At 39.8% G+C, this 24573-nt stretch carries 23 protein-coding genes; 12 read left to right on the forward strand and 11 right to left on the reverse strand.

The features are described 5' to 3' along the window. Nucleotides 1–41: 41 nt before the first annotated feature. Nucleotides 42–1307 (forward strand): replication-associated recombination protein A, encoded by a 1266-nt coding sequence (locus I7H67_RS05830; protein WP_111855307.1) that lies wholly within the window; start codon nt 42–44, stop codon nt 1305–1307. 1 nt (nt 1308) lies between these two features. Here I7H67_RS05830 and I7H67_RS05835 read toward each other — a convergent pair whose 3' ends face one another. The 5 genes from I7H67_RS05835 to dapA form a co-directional block, all read right to left on the reverse strand. Next, complete coding sequence (locus I7H67_RS05835) at nt 1309–2157, reverse strand: formate/nitrite transporter family protein (protein WP_192454680.1); 849 nt, start codon at nt 2155–2157, stop codon at nt 1309–1311. A 152-nt stretch (nt 2158–2309) separates the two neighbouring features. Continuing rightward, nucleotides 2310–2513, reverse strand: coding sequence for a hypothetical protein (locus I7H67_RS05840; RefSeq protein ID WP_013196537.1), 204 nt, complete (start codon nt 2511–2513; stop codon nt 2310–2312). Nucleotides 2514–2703: 190 nt separating this feature from the next. After that, nucleotides 2704–3423 carry a phosphoribosylaminoimidazolesuccinocarboxamide synthase gene (gene purC / locus I7H67_RS05845; protein ID WP_004790203.1) on the reverse strand — a complete coding sequence of 240 codons (720 nt, stop codon included), beginning with the start codon at nt 3421–3423 and terminating at the stop codon, nt 2704–2706. 35 nt (nt 3424–3458) lie between these two features. Further along, nucleotides 3459–4064: a lipoprotein-34 precursor (NlpB) gene (locus tag I7H67_RS05850; RefSeq protein ID WP_081399090.1), complete on the reverse strand. Its 606-nt coding sequence runs from the start codon at nt 4062–4064 to the stop codon at nt 3459–3461. Nucleotides 4065–4079: 15 nt separating this feature from the next. Continuing rightward, complete coding sequence (dapA, locus tag I7H67_RS05855) at nt 4080–4973, reverse strand: 4-hydroxy-tetrahydrodipicolinate synthase (RefSeq protein WP_005300412.1); 894 nt, start codon at nt 4971–4973, stop codon at nt 4080–4082. A 329-nt stretch (nt 4974–5302) separates the two neighbouring features. On the opposite strand from dapA, the gene pncA reads away from it, so the two are divergent. From pncA to I7H67_RS05870, 3 genes are all read left to right on the forward strand, one after another. Beyond that, entirely contained in the window at nt 5303–5947 is a 645-nt protein-coding gene (pncA, locus tag I7H67_RS05860) for a bifunctional nicotinamidase/pyrazinamidase (protein WP_151767022.1), read from the forward strand. A 40-nt stretch (nt 5948–5987) separates the two neighbouring features. After that, nucleotides 5988–6926 carry a bile acid:sodium symporter family protein gene (locus I7H67_RS05865; RefSeq protein WP_107880401.1) on the forward strand — a complete coding sequence of 313 codons (939 nt, stop codon included), beginning with the start codon at nt 5988–5990 and terminating at the stop codon, nt 6924–6926. Between the two features lie 176 nt (nt 6927–7102). Then, nucleotides 7103–8446, forward strand: a complete 1344-nt coding sequence (locus tag I7H67_RS05870; protein ID WP_198307351.1) for an MATE family efflux transporter — start codon at nt 7103–7105, stop codon at nt 8444–8446. Nucleotides 8447–8461: 15 nt separating this feature from the next. On the opposite strand, the gene I7H67_RS05875 is transcribed toward I7H67_RS05870, so the two are convergent. Further along, nucleotides 8462–8932 (reverse strand): DUF523 domain-containing protein, encoded by a 471-nt coding sequence (locus I7H67_RS05875; RefSeq protein ID WP_151767024.1) that lies wholly within the window; start codon nt 8930–8932, stop codon nt 8462–8464. 525 nt (nt 8933–9457) lie between these two features. On the opposite strand from I7H67_RS05875, the gene hppD reads away from it, so the two are divergent. Then, a complete protein-coding gene (hppD, locus tag I7H67_RS05880; RefSeq protein WP_151767025.1) occupies nt 9458–10513 on the forward strand; it encodes a 4-hydroxyphenylpyruvate dioxygenase in 1056 nt (351 codons plus the stop codon). A gap of 66 nt (nt 10514–10579) precedes the next feature. On the opposite strand, the gene I7H67_RS05885 is transcribed toward hppD, so the two are convergent. The 4 genes from I7H67_RS05885 to fahA form a co-directional block, all read right to left on the reverse strand. Beyond that, entirely contained in the window at nt 10580–11359 is a 780-nt protein-coding gene (locus I7H67_RS05885; RefSeq protein WP_005300427.1) for an IclR family transcriptional regulator, read from the reverse strand. A 296-nt stretch (nt 11360–11655) separates the two neighbouring features. Beyond that, nucleotides 11656–12204, reverse strand: coding sequence for a VOC family protein (locus I7H67_RS05890; protein ID WP_004790185.1), 549 nt, complete (start codon nt 12202–12204; stop codon nt 11656–11658). A gap of 17 nt (nt 12205–12221) precedes the next feature. Further along, nucleotides 12222–12854: a maleylacetoacetate isomerase gene (gene maiA / locus I7H67_RS05895; RefSeq protein WP_151821543.1), complete on the reverse strand. Its 633-nt coding sequence runs from the start codon at nt 12852–12854 to the stop codon at nt 12222–12224. Continuing rightward, nucleotides 12841–14148 (reverse strand): fumarylacetoacetase, encoded by a 1308-nt coding sequence (gene fahA, locus I7H67_RS05900; RefSeq protein ID WP_151821542.1) that lies wholly within the window; start codon nt 14146–14148, stop codon nt 12841–12843. Before fahA ends, maiA begins: the two co-directional genes overlap by 14 nt. A gap of 354 nt (nt 14149–14502) precedes the next feature. Here fahA and I7H67_RS05905 point away from each other — a divergent pair, with 354 nt between their 5' ends. The 3 genes from I7H67_RS05905 (at nt 14503) to zigA (ending at nt 18148) form a co-directional block, all read left to right on the forward strand. After that, a complete protein-coding gene (locus I7H67_RS05905) occupies nt 14503–15891 on the forward strand; it encodes an amino acid permease (protein WP_198307352.1) in 1389 nt (462 codons plus the stop codon). A gap of 165 nt (nt 15892–16056) precedes the next feature. Continuing rightward, nucleotides 16057–16734, forward strand: coding sequence for a YcbK family protein (locus tag I7H67_RS05910; RefSeq protein WP_198307353.1), 678 nt, complete (start codon nt 16057–16059; stop codon nt 16732–16734). A 148-nt stretch (nt 16735–16882) separates the two neighbouring features. Beyond that, nucleotides 16883–18148 (forward strand): zinc metallochaperone GTPase ZigA, encoded by a 1266-nt coding sequence (gene zigA, locus I7H67_RS05915; RefSeq protein WP_198307354.1) that lies wholly within the window; start codon nt 16883–16885, stop codon nt 18146–18148. A gap of 32 nt (nt 18149–18180) precedes the next feature. On the opposite strand, the gene I7H67_RS05920 is transcribed toward zigA, so the two are convergent. Next, on the reverse strand, nt 18181–19293 hold the full coding sequence (locus tag I7H67_RS05920; RefSeq protein WP_198307355.1) for an acyltransferase family protein: 1113 nt from the start codon (nt 19291–19293) through the stop codon (nt 18181–18183). A 351-nt stretch (nt 19294–19644) separates the two neighbouring features. Between I7H67_RS05920 and hutC the strand changes: the two genes are divergently transcribed. The 4 genes from hutC (at nt 19645) to hutH (ending at nt 24523) form a co-directional block, all read left to right on the forward strand. Then, a complete protein-coding gene (hutC, locus tag I7H67_RS05925) occupies nt 19645–20397 on the forward strand; it encodes a histidine utilization repressor (RefSeq protein ID WP_032067955.1) in 753 nt (250 codons plus the stop codon). Further along, nucleotides 20394–20969: a HutD family protein gene (locus I7H67_RS05930; RefSeq protein WP_198307356.1), complete on the forward strand. Its 576-nt coding sequence runs from the start codon at nt 20394–20396 to the stop codon at nt 20967–20969. The genes hutC and I7H67_RS05930 overlap by 4 nt, the downstream gene beginning before the upstream one ends. A 251-nt stretch (nt 20970–21220) precedes the next feature. After that, nucleotides 21221–22897, forward strand: coding sequence for a urocanate hydratase (gene hutU, locus I7H67_RS05935; protein WP_005300451.1), 1677 nt, complete (start codon nt 21221–21223; stop codon nt 22895–22897). An 87-nt stretch (nt 22898–22984) separates the two neighbouring features. Continuing rightward, nucleotides 22985–24523: a histidine ammonia-lyase gene (hutH, locus tag I7H67_RS05940; RefSeq protein ID WP_005300454.1), complete on the forward strand. Its 1539-nt coding sequence runs from the start codon at nt 22985–22987 to the stop codon at nt 24521–24523. Nucleotides 24524–24573 lie beyond the last annotated feature (50 nt).

Raw genomic sequence — 24573 nt, forward strand, 5'->3', positions numbered from 1 at the left:
ACACAATAGACTATAGTGAAAAGACGATAAAGCCATTTGAGATGTCAGACACCCATATTCCACTTCCTGAACGCCTGCGCCCGAGAGACTTGTCTGAAATTATTGGGCAAGATCATTTATTAGGTGAACATGCGCCCTTACGTCAAATGATTGATCAGGGGCATTTGCCTTCTATTATTTTTTGGGGACCACCAGGCGTTGGTAAAACAACAATTGCTTTGCTTTTGGCTCAAGCGATAGATCGCCCATTTGTGAGCTTATCTGCGCTGAATACGGGCGTAAAAGAATTACGTGAAGTGATTGCAGAAAGTGGTGATTTACTGACACCTGTGGTTTTTATTGACGAAATTCACCGCTTTAATAAATCACAGCAAGATGCATTATTGGGTGCAGTTGAAAAAGGCAAAATTACCTTAATTGGCGCGACGACTGAAAACCCATCTTTTGAGGTGAATAGTGCGCTTTTATCTCGCTGTCAGGTCTATACCTTAAATAGTTTAGACAGTGAGGCAATTCAGACACTCCTCAATAATGCACTTCAAGCCGATAAATTCTTAAAAGAGCGTTACATTCATGTTGAAGAATACGATGCTCTCATACAATTTGCAGCAGGCGATGCTCGTAAGGCGCTTAATTTACTGGATTTAATTGCAAGTACGTTTGAGCCAGAAGTTGAAAACACGATTACCAATGCGGTGGTGGTGAAAGTCGCTCAGCAAAATATTGCGCGTTATGACAAATCGGGTGAGCAGCATTACGACCTCGTTTCTGCCTTTATTAAATCAATTCGTGGTAGTGATCCAGATGCAACCCTGTATTGGATGGCACGTATGCTCAAAGGTGGAGAAGATCCAGTTTTTATTGCAAGACGTATGCTGATTGCAGCCTCCGAAGATATCGGAAACTCTAACCCAAATGCGCTATTACTTGCAGGTGAGTGTTTCCGCTCTGTACAAGCAGTGGGGATGCCTGAGGCTCGAATTATTCTGGGCCAAACTGCGGTTTATTTAGCAACGAGTGCAAAGAGTAATAGTACTTATTTAGCGATTAATAAGGCTCTGGAACTTGCTGAAAAAACGGCAAATTTGCCTGTGCCTTTACATTTGAGAAATGCGCCGACCAAGCTGATGAAGCAACAAGGTTATGGGATTAATTATCTCTATCCTCACGATTATCCTGAGCACTTTGTGTTGCAGGACTATTTGCCACCTGAGTTAAAGGGAACCAAACTCTATGAATCTGCAAGAAACAAGCGTGAGGTTGAAGGTGAGCGCTTACAGCAACGCAGATGGCAGCAGGAACAATAGTTTATTGATGCTTCTGCTCTAGTTCTTCAGTCACTTGACCATAAATCAGTAGTGTAAATACACCTGTGCCGCCAATAATATTGCCAATAGTGGTGGGGATCAGGAAAGTAAACAGATAGTCATTAATGGAAGCCTCTCCTTGCCAGACGAGATAGGACATTTCTGTAGAACCCACCACTACATGGGTAAAGTCACCCAGTCCTATCAAGTAAGTCATGAAAAAGATGAGCAGGAACTTATTAGTAACTGAGGGCAACATCCAAACCAAGGCAGCAATTAACAGCCCTGACATAATACCTTTGAGCATATTCTGGGTTGCAGAAAAGGAACCGACATGATGGGCGAGTTCATCCAGTGCTTTGTCAATATCTGGAGTAAACAGGTGAGTAGTTAAGAAAAATAAACTCGCCAACGCTGTCCCAATGATATTGCAGAGAATCACAATCCCCCATAAGCGGCCCACTGCTCGTAATTTATCGAAGGTAAAGGGTTTGAATAAAGGCACAACAGTGGTGATGGTATTCTCGGTAAAGAGTTGCATGTGACCCAAAATAGCGATCAGGAACCCAATGGTATAACCGATATTGGTGATTAAATCGGTCCAAACAGCATCAGTTGGGAGATAAGAAGCAATAATGGCTTTAAATACAAATGAAAAACTGATGACTAAACCCGCCGCAATCCCTGAAAAGATCAGTGCGGCCGTTGGACGATCCAGCTCTTCGGCACCATCACGGCGGATAATTTCATAGACCAAACGGGGTGACAGTTTTTCATGTTCTTCAACTGCCATTTTTTCACGCCAGCTTAAGGTTTTCTCGACCTTTTTTTCCTCTATTTCATGATCCATCAGGTTTACTCCTCACTGAATAAATAATTTATATTTCTTATTTTTATTTATTGATAAGGCAGTACTTGGGATAAATCCAGTCGATTCCTAACAGCTTTATGTGTCTTTTTATAAATTGAATGTGAAGTGGCAGCAGATTATCAGCAATAAGATTAAAGAAATGTATAAGCCCTTAACGTACGGATCAGTGCCATATAGTCACCTTGGGAGGCTTTAGAAATAACAGATTCGACTTCTGCCTGACTCCAGCCTTGTTTTAAGGCGGAATTGCTAAAGTTAGTTAATAAGACCAAAGGATTTTCACCAAAAAGGATTGGATGATTCGTTAATCTCTTTTCAAGCTTAGATATTTCCATAGCTTTACCCTAGTTTTGAAATTTAATTATTGTGAAGTGCTTAATGTTTTTTTAGATTTTAGTGTTTTAAATTAAGTTTGTGCAAGTGCTAATTTACTTTAATAGACAAATCTGTCTACTTTTTAATATCTCAAGTAATTAAATATAAAAAAACCGGGCTAAAGCCCGGTTTTTCATGAAGTTTGAACGATTAGAGAGCAGATAAATCTACGCCTAAACGAGCAGCAACTTCTTCATAAGCTTCAACAACACCGCCTAAACCTTGACGGAAACGGTCTTTGTCGAGTTTCTTCTTAGAGTCTTTATCCCATAGACGGCAGCCGTCTGGAGAGAATTCATCACCAAGCACGATACGGTCATGGAAAACACCGAATTCAAGCTTGAAGTCCACCAAGATCATGTTGCCTTCAGCAAATAATGCTTTTAATACATCGTTTACTTGGTAAGTTAACACTTTCATTTGTTCTAATTGTTCAGCAGTCGCCCAACCTAAAGCAATCGCTTGAGATTCGTTAACCATTGGGTCGCCTAGACCGTCATCTTTATAGAACAATTCAAATGTAGGAGGAGTTAACTCTTTACCTTCTTCTACACCTAAACGACGGCATAGAGAACCAGCTGCGTAGTTACGAATTACACATTCAACAGGAATCATTTGAAGTTTTTTAACAAGCACTTCAGTTGGAGAAAGCAATTTTTCAAAATGCGTTTCAATACCCGCAGCAGCAAGTTTTTCCATGATGAAGGCGTTAAAAAGGTTGTTCACCTTGCCTTTACGATCTAGTTGTTCGATTTTTTCGCCGTTGAACGCAGAGGCATCATCACGAAAGACTAAAATCAGATGGTCGGCATTGTCTGTTTCATATACAGATTTTGCTTTACCAGTATAGAGCAAGGTTTGTTTTAACATGAGGGAACCTTTTAAAAAAAATGCCTAGTAAACGACTAGGCTGGCCAATTTTGGTAAATCTGGTTTAACACTTCAGCAGCCACATCTGGGCTTGCAAAAGTGTTGTCTACATTAAATAGAGCAAGAGTATGACTTGAACCTACACCAGTAAGTTTAAGCACATAAGTATTGTCATTTACTTTAATCGTCGCCTGATTACTGCCTTGAGCGATGATGTTGTAATTTAAAGTACTTAATGTCGCTTTGGTGTATTGCCAGATCTCGGTCGTATTCCCATCAACTTTTAATAATGGGTTTTTATTACCGTCGGTCACAAGCTGAGGACGTCCAAGCGCAGTTGTCGTTTGAGCAGATGCATCTGCTGTTGCATTGTTACCTTGAGTTTGTTCAGGGCGTGGCAATGCAAAACGGTTACCACGCTGGTTTTCAAACTTCGGCGCGTGCTCAATAGCGAGCTGGTCAACAGTTGGTGCAGGATACAAAGGTGTCGCTGGTCGTACAGTTGCATCGGCAGGATACTCAAGCGGGGCAAGTTGCTTGGCATTTTTATAATCTAAAGAGTGATTATTAATTGCGAAGCGACCACAACCAGCTAAACTTAAGGCTGAAACTGCAAGGACTAAACCAAGACGTAATTGCATCATAAATTGCTCTTATTAAATAATTCCCGCATCTTTTAGGGCATTGCGGAGAGGTTCGCGATATTGCTCAGCGAGAGGAGTGAGTGGTAAACGAATACCAGTATCAATCAGTCCCATCTCATGTAGTGCCCATTTCACAGGAATTGGGTTTGATTCGCAAAATAGAATATTGTGTAAATTTGCAATCTTATTGTTAATCGTCTTCGCTTGTTGTTCATCTTTGGCAATCGCAACAGCGCATACTTCACTCATTGCTTTAGGTGCAACATTTGCAGTAACCGAAATATTACCGTCAGCGCCAAGAAGCATGAGTTCCCAAGCAGTTTCGTCGTCACCTGAGTAGACAGCCATCTTGCCGTTTAAAGCTTCGATTAATGCTTTACCGCGAGGTACATCACCTGTCGCATCTTTAATACCAACAATATTAGGGATCTCTGCTAAACGTACAGCTGTATCGTTTGCAAGATCTACACCAGTACGACCTGGTACGTTATAAAGAATAAGAGGTAGTTCTACGGCTTCAGCAATCGCTTTATAGTGTTGGAATAGGCCTTCTTGAGTTGGCTTGTTATAGTATGGCGTCACAAGTAAAGCTGCATCCGCGCCAAGATCTTTCGCAGCTTTAGTTAATTCGATTGCTTCACGGGTTGAGTTTGCACCAGTACCGGCAATAATTGGAATACGTTTATTGGCTACACGAATAATTTCTTTAATAACCTGTGTGTGCTCTTCCATGCTCAATGTTGAGGCTTCGCCGGTTGTACCGACGGCTACAATACTGTTTGTACCTTGTTCTATGTGCCACTCAACCAGCTTCTCAAGACCCTTCCAATCTACACCGCCGTCTTTCAACATTGGTGTGACGATTGCGACGATTGAGCCTTGAATGGTCTGTGCTTGCTGAGTCATTTTTAAAAATATCCTATTTATCCATCCGAATCTGAGGTAAGAAAAACAAAATGTGGGATGGTTGCAGTATTTTGATTGTCCAGTTCTAACAATAACAGATTGTTGAATGACAATTATGCAAATTATGACTGATCAGACGCATAAGAACAATACGCCTAACGGATAATCGCGAGGTAAACTTGAGGAAAAGATAGGATGTTTTCATTATTGTCAGCTGAGAGAGGCCAGTAAATATAACAATAGAGCCTGATTCGACTGGACCTTACTTAATATGTACTTTTTTTATGGCAAGATAGAATGCAATTTTCCCGGTTGGGATTGAAGATGACATGAATATGAATAAACAACCACAAAATGCGGTTTTAATCGTAGTTGATGTGCAAAATGGTTTTACACCGGGTGGAAATTTAGCAGTTGCCGATGCCGATACAATTATTCCAACGATTAACCAACTTGCTGATTATTTTGAAAATGTTGTTTTGACACAAGATTGGCATCCCGATAATCATATCTCTTTTGCTCAAAACCATTCGGGTAAGCAGCCATTTGAAACCATTGAACTCGACTATGGGCCACAAGTGCTTTGGCCTAAGCATTGTGTGCAAGGTACCCACGATGCCGAATTTCATCCGAATTTAAATATTCCGACTGCTCAACTGATTATTCGAAAGGGTTTTCATGCTCATATTGATAGCTACTCGGCTTTTATGGAAGCAGACCATGCCACAATGACGGGTTTAACGGGTTACTTAAAAGAACGCGGTATTGATACGGTTTATGTGGTCGGAATTGCCACGGACTTTTGTGTGGCATGGACTGCCTTGGATGCAGTTAAACAAGGTTTTAAAACTTTAGTGGTTGAAGATGCTTGTAAAGCTATTGATCTGAATGGCTCGTTAGAACACGCGTGGCAAACCATGCAGCAACAAGGTGTTATCCGTATTCAATCGACTGATCTGTTGAGTGGGCGCTAAGTCTATTGGTCTAGTATTTTAATTTTTAGGGATAGAAAGTATGTCTGCATTACTGCGCTTTACCCAATTTATTCAAAAAACTTTTGCCCTATGGGTTATTGTTTTTGCAGCACTAGCGCTATGGCAGCCTGAATTTTTTGTTTGGCTCAAAGCTTACATTCCATGGATTTTGGGCATTATTATGCTCGGCATGGGAATGACCATGACGGTAGACGACTTTAAAGGTGTATTGCAAAGTCCTAAAGCTGTGTTGATTGGGGTGGTTGCCCAGTTTGTGGTGATGCCCGGTTTAGCATATGTTCTATGTAAATTATTTAACTTACCGCCTGAAATTGCCGTTGGGGTTATTTTAGTGGGGTGCTGTCCCGGTGGAACTGCTTCAAATGTGATTACCTACATGGCCAAAGGCAATGTGGCTTTATCGGTGGCTTGTACATCAGTATCAACACTTTTAGCACCAGTATTAACACCAGCGATTTTTTATTTGCTCGCGAGTCAATGGTTAAAGATTGATGCAGCTTCGATGTTTATTTCGATTTTGCAGGTGGTGTTGCTTCCTATTGTGGTTGGTCTAATTTTAAGAACATGGCTCAAGCGTCAAGTCGAATCCTATATTCAGGTCATGCCATTAGTTTCAGTGATTGCAATTGTAGCGATTGTGGCAGCCATTATTGGCGGTAGTAAAGCGGCTATTTTACAGTCGGGTTTGCTTATTTTGGCGGTAGTGATATTACATAATGGATTTGGATATTTATTAGGTTTTGCAGCAGCAAGATTCTTTAAATTGCCTTATGCAGACAGTAAGGCAATTGCTGTAGAAGTCGGTATGCAAAACTCAGGTTTAGGTGTAGCGCTCGCAGCAGTACATTTTGCTGCTTCTCCAATTACAGCTGTACCAAGCGCAATTTTCAGCCTTTGGCACAATATTTCTGGTCCTGCACTTGCGACTTATTGGGCAAGTAAACACAAACAAGAATAACTGTATAAACAACATACATTACAAAAGAAGGCCAAACGAATAGTTTGGCCTTTTTATTTAAAGCATATTTTACGGGAGCTGAATTTAGAGCTGGTATGTCTTTTGCTTTGGATTGATGCACTAAAAATAACGTGAATATGAGTATAAATCGCAAAGAAAAATAAGGTATTTCCTAGATGAACCAGATTTTTAAATTATTTATTCCCATGCTCTCAAGCAATTTAATTCTAGTTTTAAGTGGATTGATTGATATTGCTTATGTAGGGCATTTTAGTAATGACCATGTCGCCGCATTATCGGTGACCTTATCTTTATATACAGTGGTTTACGTCATTGGAATGGGTATCCTGCAAGGCGTGATACTCAAGCTTTCGGAAGCTTATGGTTGCCATGACATACCCCATATTCGTCAAATTTTTATTCAAGGCATTTGGCTGATGTTATGTTCAGTATTGATTAGTATTGGCTTGCTTTACTTGTTCCGTGATCTACCAAAATTATTTGGTGCATCTGAACATGTCATTTCAATTACTAAAAACTGTATTTGGGCTTTGGTATTTATTTTACCTGCGCATTTACTGATGCGCTTATTTACAGCTTTGTCTCAGGTCACTGAAAATGCGCATAAGGTTTTACTATCAGATAGCATTTTCTTCATTCTTAAAATTATTTTGTCCTATCTTTTAATTTATGGTGTCGCTTTATTTTCAATTCCGCCACTCGGTGCGATAGGGGCTTTGTTAGCCACTCTCATTGTACGGTGGTTTATGTTGGCTGTTTATTACCTGTTTTTCCTAGAGAAAGGATACATCTTTATTGAACATCCAGAACATTCGGTTGAAGATAGCCGACAGAGTCTGCGGATGATTTTAAAAATAGGTATCCCGACAGCAATCATGGCGTTGATGGATGTCGTTGCATTTTGTTCGGTTGCTATTCTGATTTTACCTTTTGGGAGTGTGGTGTCAGCAGCTCATCAAATTGTCGCGAGTACTGGCGGCTTCATGTTTATTTTCCCTTCATCAATTGCCTCGGCTTATAGCATTTTGGTGTCCCGATCTATGGGCAGCGGCAACATGGAAGAAGCAAATAAAATTGCCAAACAAAGTATATGGGTAATTATGGCAGTGAGTGGCAGTCTGTCCCTGTGTTTATTGCTGGAACGGGACTTAATTGTTACGTTCTATTCAGACGATTTGGCCGTGCAGATTTTGGCAGCATCCTTGTTGTTGATTGTCTGTATGTTTCATTTTCTAGATGGCTTAATGGCGTTATTGACCTCTTTGTTACGCTGTTGGGATGTGTCGATTTTACCGATGCTAATTTTCTTGGTCGTTGTGCTGGGTTGTGGATTGGGCGGTGGTTGGTGGATGGCCTATAAAGGTCTACATTGGCAGGATATTTCGATTTCTGCGATGGGAATTTATGGTTTTTGGTGGATGGCCGCTCTGAGTTATTTAGTAGCTTGTCTATTGAGTGCCTTTTGTTTCCATTTTAGAAAGCAATTAAGAGGGTTTTGATTGAGCAGACAACCATTAAAGAGGATGTGTTACTAACCAATCTTCAATCTCATTTTCAGAAATTACTTCAAAACCATGGCGCTGCAATAGTGCCGTGGTAATTCCAGTTCCAACAATTTTTTCCCCTTGAAAAGTCCCGTTATAAATTTTTTGACTACCACAAGAAGGGCTATTTTCTTTTAAAACCACACAGCTTGCTTTTATTTGCTGTGCAATTTTTAAAGTGCGGTAAGCGCCTTTCAAATATAAGTCTGTTACATCTAAACCAGATGAATCGGTAATTTTTGCTTTGCCATCAAGCACATCTTGACCTGTTCCTCCCACAATTTCTGCGGGTAAGCGAGGAGTAGTAAAACCTCCTAATAACTCTGGGCATAATGATTGGGCTTTTTTATTGAGTAATAGCTGCTTAAGTAAAGTATTTGGACAAGATTTACCATCATATCGAACAGGTTCACCAATTAAACAGGCGCTGACTAAGATCATAAGTTTTCCTAAATCAAATGGATGGTAGGGCTTATTGTAGAAATCATAAACAAAATTTGGAAACTGACCATTAATTTTAAAATTACTTAATTTAATATTACTAAAATTATGCAATTCATAATTAAGTTATGTATTGCATAATTTAATTGTTTTTAGTAGCATCTAATTCAAGGTAAATGGCCAATGGAGATCCAACAAGGATGTTGGTCTCCATAAATCTATAAATGATTTTTAGGAAAAGACGATTTTTAAGGGTTTATTGAAAAATCTCAATCGTACTTTTAGATAACAAAGGACAGTGTGTATGGAAAATAATCACCACATGGAACGGAAATTAATCATCAAAGGCTCTACGCTCATCATATCTTCATTTTAATGATTCGTTTTTTTCTCATAGGATGCGTTGGGTTAAGGCATTTTGACGGTTCAAAGACTCACCCAATGATTACGTATTCTATAGAGAAAGGAGCTGAGTTCATCAGCAATAGAGATAAACGGAACAGGTAATCACCAGAGGGAAACTAGATGGATATTTTAGAGAACCCATTAGAATTATGCGGTTTTGCATTTATTGAGTTTGTTTCAAAAGAAAATGAATTAGATCCAATTTTTGAAACAATCGGCTTTTCAAAAGTAGCCAAGCATAAATCGAAAGAAGCGTACTTATGGCGTCAAGGAAATATCAATATTATCCTGAATTATCAGCCAGAATCTTATGCGTCATTCTTCTTTAATGAACATGGTCCATCTGCTTGTGCGATGGGTTTCAAAACACGTGATGCAGCAAAAGCTTTCCAAAAAGCAGTAGAGCTTGGCGCTGAACCAATGTATTCAAAAGTTGGGCCAATGGAGCTTAACATTCCGGCAATTAAAGGTATTGGTGGCATGCCGATCTTCTTAGTTGACCGCGATATTTATGAAAATGACTTTGTCTTCTTTGATGATGCGAAAAGACATCCAGTAGGGGCAGGTTTAAACGAGATTGACCATTTAACCCATAATGTCTACAAAGGCCGTATGGAGTATTGGGCAAACTTCTATGAAAAAATCTTTAACTTCCAAGAAATTCGCTACTTTGATATTAAGGGCGAATATACGGGCTTAACGTCTAAAGCATTAACAGCACCAGACGGCAAGATCCGTATTCCATTAAACGAAGATTCGGATAAAGGAAACGGCCAAATTGCAGAGTTCCTATCTGACTTTAATGGTGAAGGTATTCAACATATCGCGTTTATTTGTGATGACTTAATTTCGACTTGGGATAAGTTAAAAGGCCTCGGTCTGAAATTTATGACACCGCCGCCAAATACTTATTATGAAATGCTACCAGAACGTTTACCTGAGCATGGTGAGCCAACTGAAGAGTTAAAACAGCGTGGTATTTTGTTAGATGGCAACACTAAAGATGGTCAGAAGAAACTGTTATTGCAAATTTTCTCTGAAAACATGATTGGTCCAGTCTTCTTTGAATTTATTCAACGTAAAGATGATGATGGTTTTGGTGAAGGTAACTTCAAGGCGTTATTTGAGTCGATTGAACGTGACCAAATTCGCCGTGGTGTTCTAGAAGCTAAATAAGCTGAGCTTTATTCCTGATGTAAAAAAACCAAGAGTTTGATCTCTTGGTTTTTTTATTGCTATTGATTAGCGGCTTTTAATATATTGATTGATGAGCTTTACTTCATTTTTCAAGATTTCAATCGTTTTACTGTGAGGGTCGACTGGTAAAAACATTTCGCTATCCAGTGCGACAATACAAAATTCAATGCTCTGATTTGAGTTAAACACAGGTAAACCCACCGCATTAATTCCTGTCAGTAAGTCACCTTTCGCTGCCGACATTTCTTGCTGGCGAATGGTTTCTTTAAGCTCTGTAAACGCTTCCCAGTTTTGTGGTGCGATGTTTAGACCTAGCTCTTGATGTTTTTGCCATTCTGTTTCCATTAAGGGGCGAACAAAATGCTCTGGAAGATAAGAAGCGAATAAACGTCCCGCAGCAGAATTGACTAAAGGCATAATTGAGCCGACTTTAGTGACAATCGAAATAGGGTGGTTTGATTCAATCGATTGAACAACTACAGGGCCTTTAGGCGACCATTTACTAATTTGTATGCCGCAACCAATTTTGTTTTGTAGGTCGTAAATTAAATGCTGTACCAGCTGTAGTGTGTCGCTATGTTGAACACAGTTGAGACCTAAGCGCCATGCCTGATCACCTAAAGCATATTGCCCATCATCAAGTTGTTTTGCATATTCCATACGAATAAGGCTGACCAGATAGCGATGCACTTTGGCAGGATGCATTTCTAGCTTGCTCGATAGGTCTTTGAGAATAATAGGTTGATTGTGCTCTAAAAGGGCGTTTAGTACAGATAAACCGACTTCAAGTGATTGAACCCCCCCAGATACTTTTTCTTCAATCATTTAAATACCCTTAATAAAGTTACTTCAGCTGTTAAACAGCGATGTTCAAAATATAAATTGAAATTGCCGCGATTTACATCATGCCTGAGCCTAGTGAGAAATAGAAATCACCTTTTTCTATTAGCGAAATTGGCATGTTTAATAATCAACAATTTTTCTAAAATCCCGACACTCTTATTTATAGCGCGTTTTTCTAGAAATTTAGCAGTTTTAAATAATATAAATCGGCATTGATATAGAACCGTTCATTTAAACAATTCTAATCAATGCCGACTTTTTAGTTTGCTCTTTTTAAATTAGGTTCCTAACTCTGCTTCATGTAAGAAATGAGTGTGGTGTGGAGCACGTTTAGTTTTGCTCCATTCCTCTAGCATTTCAGCTTTCATTTCTTCTGTAATTTTTGCAATTTTTTCTTCAGCATGCACATCGTTATAAGTCAGTTCTAAACGATGGCCATTTGGATCGAAGAAGTAAATTGAGTGGAAAATGCCATGGTTGGTTACGCCCAAAACTTTCACGCCATTTTCTTCTAAATGTTGCTTCGCAGCCATCAACGCATTTAAGTCTTCAACTTCAAAAGCAATGTGTTGTACCCATTGTGGGGTATTTTCGTCTCGGCCCATGTCTGGTTGAGTTGGCAATTCAAAAAAAGCCAAAACATTGCCTTGACCTGCATCTAAGAATAAATGCATGTAAGGGTCAAAGGCTTTAGTTGAAGGCACATGGTCTTCAGCAAAAGCTAAAATGAAGTCCATGTTGAGCATTTTTTTATACCACTCAACAGTTTCTTTCGCATCCTTACAACGATATGCAACGTGATGTATTTTTTTAATGGCAAATGTCATATTAAAACTCCTTTTTACTATTCCCAATCTGGTTGTTGTTCTGGCGCCGCGTTATAGAAGGCTGGGATAGACAAACAATGGTGATAAATCGATTCAATTTTTGGAAACGCAGATAAATCAATCTTGAAGCGTTTCGCGTTGTAAACCTGTGGAATCAGACAGCAATCTGCAATTGTTGCTTCGTGTCCAAAGCAAAATTGTCCATTTGAATCTTGAAGTAGCTGTTCGAGATTTTGAAAGCCTTCAATAATCCAGTGCTGATACCAATAATTTTTTTGTTCGTCCGAAATATTTAAGTCATTTTTTAAATATTTCAGTACGCGTAAGTTGTTTAACGGGTGAATATCGCAAGCGATTGCTTGGGAAAAAGCACGAATTTTGGCTCTCTCTTGCACATCGCTTGGAAGTAGTTTGGTTTCTGGATATTGTTCATCTAGATATTCCAAAATACTTAACGATTGAGACAAGGTTAAATCGCCGTCAATTAATGTCGGAACCAGAGCACTACGGTTTAACTTTAAATAGTCTTCGCTTTGCTGTTCATTTTTTACCAGATGAACTGGAACAGTCTCATAAGCTAAACCTTTAATGTTTAGACCAATTCGTACTCTGTAGGCTGCAGAGCTACGAAAGTAACTATACAGCTTCATAGTCTGGCTCCGAAGTTTCTGCAAAGTCGAACGTTAATGCAGGAAGAACCGTATTTCGAACTTCACCGAAGCCAATGCGAATACCATTTTTCTCACAGTGCCCTTTCATAATGAGTGTATCGCCGTCTTGTAAGAAACCACGAGTTTCGCCATTGGCAAGTGTTAAAGGCTTGGTGGTGTTCCAAGTAAGCTCAAGCAAGCTGCCATAAGAGTCAGGTGTAGAACCTGAAATCGTACCTGAACCCATTAAGTCACCAACCTGAACGTTACAGCCGCCAATGGTGTGGTGAGTGAGCTGCTGAGACATAGACCAATACATATATTTGAAATTGGTTTTGCAGATTACGTCGCTTTGTGCCGATTTCGGACTTTGAATTTCAACACTCAAATTAATGTCGTAACTGTTGGCGATATTTTCTTGTAAATAAGCTAAAGGTTTAGGCTCTTGTTTTGGACCTTCAACTTTAAATGGCTCAAGTGCTTCAAGTGTTACCACCCAAGGTGAGATGGCACTAGCAAATGATTTTGAATTGAATGGACCTAGAGGCACATATTCCCATTGCTGGATATCACGTGCTGACCAGTCATTGAGTAATACCATTCCAAAAATATGGTCCCACGCATTTTCAATCGAGATCGGTTGACCAAGCGCCGTTGGTTTACCAATAACAAATGCTGTTTCAAGTTCAAAATCGAGTTTACGCGATGCAGAAAAAACTGGGCGCTCTTCATTTGGAAGTTTAATTTGTCCAGACGGACGCACAACTTGAGTGCCACTGACTACAACAGAGCTAGCACGACCGTTATAACCAACAGGTAATTCAGTCCAGTTTGGCAGTAAAGCATTTTTAGGGTCGCGGAACATACAACCTACATTGGTCGCATGTTCTTTAGAAGAATAGAAATCGGTATAACCAGGCACCTGAAGAGGTAAATGCAAAGTAACGCTGTCTTGCTTAACTAAAACTTCTTGGCGTAATGCTTCATTTTCTTGAAGTGTTAAATTTTCAACTGAAAGAAGAGACTGTAGTGTCTTACGAACTTTTGACCAGTTGGCTTTGCCAGACTCGATAAATTTATTCAGTGTTGGTTGATTAAAGTATGTGTCTTGTTCTGAGAGTTTTAAAAGACCGTGCTTTTCAAGAGCAGCGAGATCAATCACCCAATCACCAATAGCTACACCGACCTGACGCTTGCCATCAGCTGTTTTGCTAAAAATACCATAAGGCAAATTATGAATAGTGAAATCTGATTGAGGTGAAACTTCAATAAAAGAGTTTAGTTTTTGTTCCATTTTCGCGTCCTTGTCTTTATCTCGGGTCTTATACAAATAAAAGTTCGGTCTAGGACTGAGCTACTCAATAAGTTTTTAATCTTTGCTTAGATCATTTGTCTTATGAGTTTGATATAGACCGAGCACAACCAATTGCTTCATGTCTCTATAATACTGAATTCATAAAATTACGCAATACATAATTTAATTACACATTTCATAATAATTGTCATTTCTTGTATTTTCTGTTTTCATTCGCGGTCATGAGAAAAGTCACGCAATTATTTTTTCATGAATATCTATGAAAGTTTGATCAATTTATGATATACGTAATTTATTGGAAAAAAATTACGTGACACGGATGAGAATAATCATATGTCAGCACAAGAGCAAGGAAACCTGAAACATGGTTTGAGTAATCGGCACATCCAGCTTATTGCATTGGGTGGGGCGATTGGCACAGGGCTTTTTCTTGGTATATCACAATCGATTAAATTAGCAGGTCCATCGGTCATCCTCGGTTATGCCATTGCAGGATTTATTGCTTTTTTAATGATGCGTCAGCTTGGCGAAATGGTGGTTGAAGAGCCAGTCAGTGGTTCTTTTAGTCATTTTGCCTACAAATATTGGGGACCATTTGCAGGGTTCATGTCAGGATGGAACTATTGGGTACTCAATGTGCTCGTCTGTATGGCAGAACTAAGCGCAATTGGTCTTTATATTCAATATTGGTGGCCGCAAATCCCAACGTGGGCATCTGCTTTAACCTTCTTTGTCTTAATTAATGGCATTAATTTGCTACATGTTAAGTTTTTTGGCGAAATGGAATTTTGGTTTTCTATTGTCAAAATCTTGGCGATTCTTGCAATGATTGGTTTTGGTTCATATTTACTTGCAACAGGCACGGCAGGTCCACAAGCAAGCATTTCGAACCTTTGGGCACTTGGTGGTTTCTTCCCATTTGGTGTTGAAGGTTTAGTCATGGCAATGGCTGTCATTATTTTTGCTTTCGGTGGTATCGAACTTTTCGGTATTACTGCGGCTGAAGCACGTGACCCTGATAAAACTTTACCTAAAGCTGTGAATCAAATTATTTACCGTATTTTGATTTTCTATATTGCGACACTTTTTGTTTTATTCTCGCTATTCCCATGGAATCAAATGGCACAAGGCGGAAGCCCGTTTGTGATGGTATTTGCTTCTTTAGATAGCCAAGGGATCGCAACGTTGTTGAACTTTGTGATTTTGACTGCTGCTGTTTCAGTTTATAACGGTACAAGTTATTGCAGTAGCCGTATGTTGCTTGGTCTTGCTCAGCAAGGAAATGCACCAAAAGTATTTGCACACATTAATAAACGCGGCATTCCAACCAATGCAGTGATCCTTTCTGCTGCTGTGACTATTTTATGTGTATTGTTAAATTATATTTTCCCTGAAAAAGCATTTGGCTTACTTATGATGCTTGTGGTTGCAGCCATTGTGATTAACTGGGTTGTAATTTCATGGACGCATTTAAAATTCCGCAAATATATGCAACGCCAAGGGCAAACAACGAAGTTCCCAAGCTTCATGTATCCATTTAGCAACTATTTATGCATCGTGTTTATGTTGGGCATTTTAATCGTGATGTCTTTAACACCAGATATGCGTGTTGCGGTCATGATGATTCCTGGCTGGATCTTATGTTTGATGGTGGCTTATCAATTTAAACGCCGAAAACTAAAAGCTGAGCAGTCTTTAACTGCTCTAGAAGCCGATATTTAATAACAGCGTAAGTTGTATTTACCAAAAGGACGTATCTCATACGTCCTTTTTTATTTTTAAAATTTAACAACAGAAATTAAAGGACTTTATTATTGTTATAATATAACATTTGTTCAATTTAATGATGAGCAGTCTTCCCATTTTTGGCGAAGATAGAGCATATTTATGAAACGTTATTTAGGTTTAATTTTATTATCTCTTACAGCGTGTAGTACTCAAACGCCCAAGCCAACAACTCCTCTACATACCCACACTTTGCCGCAGCCTATAAAAACAGTGGTCAGAATAAAGCAGCAACCCGAAGATTATGTGGCTTGGATCGCAACCGCAGATCACGGACAGTCTGTACAAGCTTATAAGCAATTTCTTAAGCAAAAAGGGCTTGCCAATTTAGTTCCAGACCATGAGTTATTACGCTCGGCTCGCGATTGGCAAAAATGTGGAGTTGAGCCGTATGCGGTGCCACCAAGAGAGATTTGGTCCAACATCGTTCCGACGCTTAGCATTTTAAAAGCATTAGTTGATGATGGTGTGATTAACGATTTTGAAGTGACATCGGCCTATCGAGCTTTATCTTTAAACCGCTGTGCGGGTGGTGCAGATGCTTCTCGACATGTCTTTAATGCAGCGCTTGATTTTCGAATTGGACCAGAACTGCCTACCGATTTAGACCAGTTTAATATTCAACAAACCAAAACCAAACTTTGTCAGTTCTGGGAAACCAAGGGGCAAGCACTTAACATGGGTCTGGGTGTTTATGCTTCGGGACAAATTCATATTGATAGCCAAGGATTCCGTTCATGGGGGCCTGACCATCACTATAGAACCTCAATTTGTCAGTAACTATAAAAGCAATTTTTTCAAAGACTAAGTGATTTGGCTTAAATAAAACTGGAATAAAAACTTGATCAATAGTTATGTTATAACATAACATTATTGTGGTTTAGAAATAGATTACGCCTGTGATCTGGCCATACTTAAATGGCCAGCCATGATCAGTTTAAATATTATTCAAAGAGATCAAGCCATGCGCACTGCAATCGCCAACTCATTTGCCAAGCTTCCCGTCACTGTTTTATCTGGCTTTTTAGGTGCAGGAAAGACCACATTACTCAACCATATTTTAAATAATCGTGAAGGCCGCCGCATTGCCGTGATTGTTAATGATATGTCTGAGGTGAATATTGACGCGGCATTAGTACGCGAAGGTGGGGCGGAACTTTCAAGGACAGATGAAAAACTGGTTGAAATGAGTAATGGCTGTATCTGTTGCACGCTACGAGAAGATTTACTGGTTGAGGTGAGACGCTTAGCCGACGAAGGGCGCTTTGATCAATTGGTGATTGAGTCAACTGGCATTTCTGAACCACTGCCTGTTGCAGAAACTTTTACATTTGAAGATGAAGATGGAAATTCACTCAATGAGTTTGCTCGACTCGACACTATGGTCACGGTAGTCGATGCTTTTAACTTTCTTAAAGATTACAGTTCAGTCGACTCTCTGCAACAACGTGGTGAGTCCTTGGGCGAACAAGATGAGCGAACTGTGGTCGATCTTCTCATTGATCAGATCGAGTTTTGTGATGTAATCGTGCTGAATAAAATTGACCTGATTGATCAGGCTCAGCAAGACCAACTCATTGCAATTTTAAAAACTCTAAACCCGCGCGCTCGAATTGAAATTGCTCAATTTGGAAAGATCGCTTTAGATAAAATTTTAAATACACAATTATTCGATTTTGATGAAGCTGCACAAGCACCGGGATGGTTAAAAGAGTTACGTGGTGAGCATACGCCAGAGACTGAAGAGTATGGAATCAGTAGCTTTGTTTACCGTGCCCGCAGACCTTTCCATCCAGAACGTTTTTATAATTTGGTGCAGGCTGAATGGCCGGGTGTCGTTCGTTCTAAAGGCTTTTTCTGGTTGGCTGCTGAACCGACATTGGCTTACTCATGGTCACAAGCAGGTGCGATGGCGCGGCACGGATTAGCAGGTTATTGGTGGGCGGCCGTTGCAGAAGAAGACTGGCCGAGTGACCTTGCCAGTATTGAAGAAATTAAAAAGGTTTGGGATGCTCAAACAGGTGACGCTCGTCAGGAGCTGGTGTTAATTGGTATGCAAATGGATGAGCAAGCTTTAATAGAACGCTTAGATCGTTGTTTATTAAGTGATGAGGAAATGGCTTTAGGACCACAAGCTTGGCAGAACTGGTCTAATCCTTTTAAACAAGAAGATGAAACCATGTTGATCGCTTAATTAAAAAAGCCCCTATTTTAAAGGGGCTTTTTTTATGATTTGTCTTTAATGAAAATCTTTCGAATGTAGCTGTTAAGTGGTGTCGAATAATATTTTTCAATCGCTGCGCTAATGATGAAAGTTAGAACCAGATAGCCAATTAAAAGCATAATTTTGATGCTAGAGTCGGTTTGAGCCGGAATAAAGGTAACTTTCATAAGCCCCAACACAACCAGATGAAACAAATAAGTTTCATAACTTCTTTGCCCCAACCAAACCATGATTTTTGTAAAGAGGTTATGCGCTTGCGTTTCGGAAGGATGTTGAAAACACAAAATCATTAAGCCTGTGGCAAGAGCAAATAAGCTAATACCCCAAGTACTCACTTCTTTAATTGGCGCATATAAATATAGAGCGGTCATGCTCAAAATAATTAGCCATGAAAGAGGTTTTTTATAAGTCCAATCTGGTTGGTAGGCATGAGAGAATATCGCCGTTAAACAGCCAATTGCTATACCATCAAAACTTGAAAAATAATGATATAAATAGGCGCCACTTTCTTCTCCAAAATGTAGAGATCTAAAATAAGGCCCGTATAAAATCACTCCAATCAATGCAGCAATAAAGACCTTATTACTACGCGTGAACAGGCACAATAATGGAAAAACAAAGTAAAAAACTTCTTCTACAGAGAGCGACCACAACACGCCCAAAGCATAGTTTACCCAACCGAATTTAATAATCAGGATGTTCATCCAGAAGGTTAAAGCTGCAAATATGGTTAAAGGATAGGAAACCTCAATACCATTGGGTGCTTGGTTCATAAAGGGTTTTAAGTCAAATGAACCAAGTATGCTTACACCTAAAATGAGTAAAACCAGACACGGTAAAATACGCGCTGCCCGTCGGATATAAAAATGCTTGAGGTTAATTGCGGAAAATTGTTTATCTCTTTTTAAGGTGTGATGGGTAATTAAAAAACCCGAAATCACAAAAAACATGGTGACGCCATAATTTCCGTTTCTTGCGATGACTGTGCTAAATGCTTCACCTAAGAAATCAAAACCTAACCATGTATCTTTAAGTTTATAAGGAATATTAAAATGGTGTAAAAGAACCAAAAGGATAGACATTCCTCGAAGAATATCTATTTTATAATTACGCATTCGATGTGCTTCCAGCTTTATTAATATACTGTGTGGCAGAAGAATACTATCGATCAGTTATTTTAAATAAAAATTTTAAGCAGCATTTCGTAAACCAGAAAAGACAATACTTTTACATCCTTGAATGGAGCACGGGCATAGCAGAAATAACTATTAAATAAATATTGATAAAGCCTTTATATATTTGAATTTCTCTACATAAAACTTTAAATTAGCTCTTATCGAGCTATGTTTATTTTTAAACTTTTTAAAATCTATTTAATTCATAAATTAACATGTTGTATGTGGTTGTATATACATAGCATGTCAACTAAAATACCTTTTTGCCTGCCGCCTTTTTGAGTATTTGTTATGCCCAGAACATCAAAACAAGAACATACTGAGCTTTCGATTGAAGCTGATAGTCCAGTTCCTTTATATCAACGCGTAAAACAACTGATTTCACAAAAAATTTATGAAGGTTCATGGGCTGTAAATAAAAAAATTCCTTCGGAAAGTGAACTGGTTAATCAACTCGGTTGTAGCCGTATGACTGTAAACCGTGCGCTTCGTGAGTTAACGACTGAGGGCCTACTTGTTAGAATTCAAGGCGTTGGTTCTTTCGTTGCTGAAGGGCAAGGCCGAACTGCACTTTTTCAGATTAATAATATTGCCGATGAGATTATTGCACGAAACCATAAGCACCACGCTGAAGTTTTAGTCTTAGAACAAATTTATGCAAATGCAGAGCAAAGCGTGTTAATGCAGACTCGCGAAGGGCAAAGATTATTTCACTCGATTATTGTGCATTATGAAAATGATGTACCTGTTCAGGTCGAAGATCGTTTAGTCGACGCAGCGCTCATTCCAGATTATCTACAACAAGATTTTAAAACCATTACCCCAAATGCTTACTTAATGGCGAAAGCACCTGTGTCAGAAGGTGAGCATATTGTCGAGGCCGTTTTAGCCTCTCCGCAAGAGTGTAAATGGTTAAAGATCACCAAAGCTGAGCCGTGTTTACTGATCCGTCGCCGCACGTGGTCAAACAAACAACTCATTTCAAGCGCACGTCTGATTTATCCGGGTAGCCGCTATTATCTCGAAGGGAAATTTAACCCATGATTGAATTGATCAGGGCCGATCAATATACAAAAATGCTTTGGAAAAATGGTGCTGGCTTTACTTTAGAAATTGCTCGAAGCCAAGGTGAAGCTGATTTCGATTGGCGCATTTCGATGGCTGATGTGACCACTTCTGGGCCATTTTCTTTATTTCCCAATAAGCAGCGCATTATTAGCGTACTCGATGGACAAGGCATGGTGCTGCATGTCGATGATCTTCCTGCCAAAAGGTTGAACCAAGGCGATATTTTTGCTTTTCATGGTGAAAGTCAGGTTCAAAGTGAACTGCTAGACAGTGCAATTCGAGATTTAAATTTAATTTATGATCCTGCAAAGTTTCATGCCCGTTTTCAGTGGTTGAATGATGCAGCGGATCAAGCATTTATTAGCTCGGCAGATCTGATTTTTATTTTTAATCAGGGTGGTGAAACACAAGTAAATGTTGATGATCATTCCGTTCAGCTTGCTGCTCACGAGACATTAAAAATTGAGAGAAATGCTGGCGTGAAATCGATCAGTTTTCCCAAAAAACAAATCAAAAGCTGCTATGTCATTGAGTTAATTCAACGATAAAAAGACATTATTTATTACTTAAAAAGCACATGTCGATTTAAAAGATATGTGCTTTTTTTATGTCTAATATAAAAATAAATTAATTTAATTCATATGCTTATTCAATTTTTTTAAAAAAATATGAGGAACCCTCTTCACGCCGTAAAATATTTGTGTAGTATATGGATGTATATACAAGTTAATACATTACTATACAAATGCAGAAACAAGTGATGTTCTGCTGATGTAAGCTCAAAGGAAGGAGTCCGCCTGTGACAACAACGACAACAAAATTTCGTGATGTAGAAATTCGTGCACCACGTGGCACTGAATTAACGGCTAAGAGTTGGTTAACTGAAGCCCCATTACGTATGTTGATGAATAACCTTGATCCGGACGTTGCAGAAAACCCGAAAGAGTTGGTTGTATACGGTGGTATTGGCCGTGCAGCACGAAACTGGGAATGTTTCGACAAAATTGTAGATACTTTAAAAAATCTTGAAACTGACGAAACTTTATTAGTTCAATCAGGCAAACCAGTCGGCGTATTTAAAACTCATAAAGATGCACCACGCGTTTTAATTGCAAACTCAAACCTTGTACCGCACTGGGCAAACTGGGAACATTTCAACGAGTTAGACGCTAAAGCTTTGGCTATGTACGGTCAAATGACAGCGGGTTCTTGGATCTACATCGGTAGCCAAGGCATTGTGCAAGGTACTTATGAAACTTTCGTTGAAGCTGGCCGCCAACATTACAATGGTGATTTAAACGGTCGTTGGGTTCTTACTGCTGGTTTAGGCGGTATGGGTGGCGCTCAGCCTTTAGCTGCAACACTTGCAGGGGCTTGTTCTTTAAACATCGAATGCCAACAAGCAAGTATCGATTTCCGTTTACGTACTCGTTATGTAGATGAACAAGCAACTGATTTAGACGATGCTTTAGCGCGTATTGATCGTTACACCAAAGAAGGCAAGGTTATTTCAATTGCGCTTCATGGTAACGCTGCAGAGATTTTACCTGAGCTTGTTCGCCGTGGTGTACGTCCTGATATGGTCACCGACCAAACAAGTGCACACGATCCACTTAATGGTTACTTACCAGTAGGCTGGACTTGGGATGAATACCGTGAACGTGCGAAAACTGAACCAGAAGCTGTTGTAAAAGCTGCAAAACAGTCGATGGCGAAACATGTACAAGCAATGCTCGATTTCCAAAAAATGGGTGTTCCAACATTTGACTACGGTAATAACATCCGTCAAATGGCGAAAGAAGAAGGCGTAGAAAACGCTTTTGATTTCCCTGGCTTCGTACCTGCATATATCCGTCCATTGTTCTGCCGTGGCATTGGTCCATTCCGTTGGGCAGCGCTTTCTGGTGACCCAGAAGACATTTATAAAACAGATGCCAAAGTTAAAGAGTTAATTCCTGATGATGAACATTTACATCACTGGTTAGACATGGCTCGTGAACGTATTAGCTTCCAAGGCTTACCAGCACGTATTTGTTGGGTTGGTCTAGGCTTACGTGCAAAACTTGGTTTGGCATTTAACGAAATGGTTCGTAGCGGTGAATTATCAGCTCCAGTTGTGATTGGTCGTGACCACTTAGACTCAGGTTCAGTTGCGAGTCCAAACCGTGAAACTGAAGCAATGCAAGATGGATCAGATGCAGTATCAGACTGGCCTTTATTAAACGCTTTGCTTAATACAGCAGGCGGCGCAACTTGGGTTTCTTTACACCATGGTGGTGGTGTAGGTATGGGCTTCTCTCAACACTCAGGCGTTGTGATTGTGTGTGACGGTACAGATGAAGCTGCTGCACGTATTGCTCGTGTACTGACCAATGACCCTGCAACAGGTGTTATGCGTCATGCCGATGCCGGTTATGAAATTGCGATTAACTGTGCGAAAGAGCAAGGCTTAAACTTGCCAATGATCACGCAATAAAAATACATGGAAGAACTGGCGGTGCTTTTTGCAATTGTGAAAAGCACTGTCTCAGCAGAATATAGTGCAAAAAATTAGGAAGCCAACATGGAATTACTGATCCAACCGGGAAAATTAACCTTAGCTGATTTACGTCAAGCTTACCTCAACCCGATTAAAGTTAAATTAGATGAAAGTGCTTCAGCTGCAATCAACGCAAGCGTGGCTTGTGTAGAACAGATTGTAAATGAAGGGCGTACAGCTTACGGCATTAACACAGGTTTTGGTTTACTTGCTTCAACCAAGATTGCTCCTGAAGATTTAGAAAAATTACAGCGTTCGTTAGTTCTTTCACATGCAGCAGGTGTAGGTGAAGCACTTGATGATGCAATGGTTCGTTTAATTATTCTATTGAAAGCAAATAGCTTGGCACGTGGCTTCTCAGGTATTCGCCGTAAAGTCATTGATGCTTTGTTGGCTTTAATTAATGCTGAAGTTTATCCGCACATTCCTCTTAAAGGTTCAGTCGGCGCTTCAGGTGACTTGGCACCACTTGCACATATGTCTTTGATTTTACTTGGTGAAAGTAAAGCGCGTTATAAAGGTGAATGGTTACCAGCAGTTGAAGCTTTAAAAATTGCAGGCTTAGAACCAATTTCTTTAGCAGCGAAAGAAGGCTTGGCACTTTTAAACGGTACACAAGTTTCGACTGCTTATGCTTTACGTGGCTTGTTTGAAGCTGAAGATTTATTTGCTGCTGCGACAGTTTGTGGTGGCTTAAGTGTTGAAGCAATGCTGGGTTCACGCTCACCGTTCGATGCACGTATTCATGAAGTACGTGGTCAACGTGGTCAAATTGATGTTGCGGCGGCTTATCGTGACTTATTGACGGATTCGAGTGAAATTGCACATTCACACGAAGACTGTAGCAAAGTTCAAGATCCCTATTCTTTACGTTGCCAACCACAGGTGATGGGTGCATGTCTAACTCAAATCCGTCAGGCTGCTGAAGTTTTAGAAATTGAAGCAAATGCGGTATCTGATAACCCACTTGTTTTCGCAGAACAAGGTGATGTGATTTCTGGTGGTAACTTCCACGCAGAACCTGTAGCAATGGCGGCAGATAATTTAGCATTGGCAATCGCAGAAATTGGTTCACTTTCAGAACGTCGTATTTCGATGATGATGGACCGTCACATGTCACAGCTTCCACCGTTCTTGGTTGCAAATGGTGGTGTGAACTCAGGTTTCATGATTGCTCAAGTGACAGCAGCAGCTCTTGCGAGTGATAACAAAGCACTTGCACATCCAGCGAGTGTTGATAGTTTGCCAACTTCAGCGAATCAGGAAGACCATGTATCAATGGCTCCGAATGCAGGTAAACGTCTTTGGTATATGGCTGACAACGTCCGTGGCATTTTAGCTGTCGAATGGTTAGGCGCTTGTCAGGGTCTAGACTTCCGTGAAGGCTTAAAAAGCTCGCCTAAACTTGAACAAGCTCGTAAAATCTTGCGCGATCAAGTTCCTTACTACAGTGAAGACCGTTTCTTTGCTCCTGATATTGAACAAGCAAGTGAATTACTTTCGAGTGGCTGTTTAAACGAGTTACTTATTCCAAAACTACTCCCTAGTTTATCTGAAGTGTGATTGATAAAACGGTCACATGGAGTGGCCGAATCTAACTAAATTTCCTCAAG

Origin of the sequence: Acinetobacter sp. ACIN00229 (genome assembly GCF_016106645.1) — a bacterium.
Lineage (GTDB): Bacteria > Pseudomonadota > Gammaproteobacteria > Pseudomonadales > Moraxellaceae > Acinetobacter > Acinetobacter oleivorans.

Coding starts and splice junctions, on each gene's coding strand:
- I7H67_RS05830 (WP_111855307.1), top strand. CDS start 42: ATGTCAGACACCCATATTCCACTTCCTGAACGCCTGCGCCCGAGAGAC.
- I7H67_RS05835 (WP_192454680.1), bottom strand. CDS start 2,157: ATGGATCATGAAATAGAGGAAAAAAAGGTCGAGAAAACCTTAAGCTGG.
- I7H67_RS05840 (WP_013196537.1), bottom strand. CDS start 2,513: ATGGAAATATCTAAGCTTGAAAAGAGATTAACGAATCATCCAATCCTT.
- purC (WP_004790203.1), bottom strand. CDS start 3,423: ATGTTAAAACAAACCTTGCTCTATACTGGTAAAGCAAAATCTGTATAT.
- I7H67_RS05850 (WP_081399090.1), bottom strand. CDS start 4,064: ATGCAATTACGTCTTGGTTTAGTCCTTGCAGTTTCAGCCTTAAGTTTA.
- dapA (WP_005300412.1), bottom strand. CDS start 4,973: ATGACTCAGCAAGCACAGACCATTCAAGGCTCAATCGTCGCAATCGTC.
- pncA (WP_151767022.1), top strand. CDS start 5,303: ATGAATATGAATAAACAACCACAAAATGCGGTTTTAATCGTAGTTGAT.
- I7H67_RS05865 (WP_107880401.1), top strand. CDS start 5,988: ATGTCTGCATTACTGCGCTTTACCCAATTTATTCAAAAAACTTTTGCC.
- I7H67_RS05870 (WP_198307351.1), top strand. CDS start 7,103: ATGAACCAGATTTTTAAATTATTTATTCCCATGCTCTCAAGCAATTTA.
- I7H67_RS05875 (WP_151767024.1), bottom strand. CDS start 8,932: ATGATCTTAGTCAGCGCCTGTTTAATTGGTGAACCTGTTCGATATGAT.
- hppD (WP_151767025.1), top strand. CDS start 9,458: ATGGATATTTTAGAGAACCCATTAGAATTATGCGGTTTTGCATTTATT.
- I7H67_RS05885 (WP_005300427.1), bottom strand. CDS start 11,359: ATGATTGAAGAAAAAGTATCTGGGGGGGTTCAATCACTTGAAGTCGGT.
- I7H67_RS05890 (WP_004790185.1), bottom strand. CDS start 12,204: ATGACATTTGCCATTAAAAAAATACATCACGTTGCATATCGTTGTAAG.
- maiA (WP_151821543.1), bottom strand. CDS start 12,854: ATGAAGCTGTATAGTTACTTTCGTAGCTCTGCAGCCTACAGAGTACGA.
- fahA (WP_151821542.1), bottom strand. CDS start 14,148: ATGGAACAAAAACTAAACTCTTTTATTGAAGTTTCACCTCAATCAGAT.
- I7H67_RS05905 (WP_198307352.1), top strand. CDS start 14,503: ATGTCAGCACAAGAGCAAGGAAACCTGAAACATGGTTTGAGTAATCGG.
- I7H67_RS05910 (WP_198307353.1), top strand. CDS start 16,057: ATGAAACGTTATTTAGGTTTAATTTTATTATCTCTTACAGCGTGTAGT.
- zigA (WP_198307354.1), top strand. CDS start 16,883: ATGATCAGTTTAAATATTATTCAAAGAGATCAAGCCATGCGCACTGCA.
- I7H67_RS05920 (WP_198307355.1), bottom strand. CDS start 19,293: ATGCGTAATTATAAAATAGATATTCTTCGAGGAATGTCTATCCTTTTG.
- hutC (WP_032067955.1), top strand. CDS start 19,645: ATGCCCAGAACATCAAAACAAGAACATACTGAGCTTTCGATTGAAGCT.
- I7H67_RS05930 (WP_198307356.1), top strand. CDS start 20,394: ATGATTGAATTGATCAGGGCCGATCAATATACAAAAATGCTTTGGAAA.
- hutH (WP_005300454.1), top strand. CDS start 22,985: ATGGAATTACTGATCCAACCGGGAAAATTAACCTTAGCTGATTTACGT.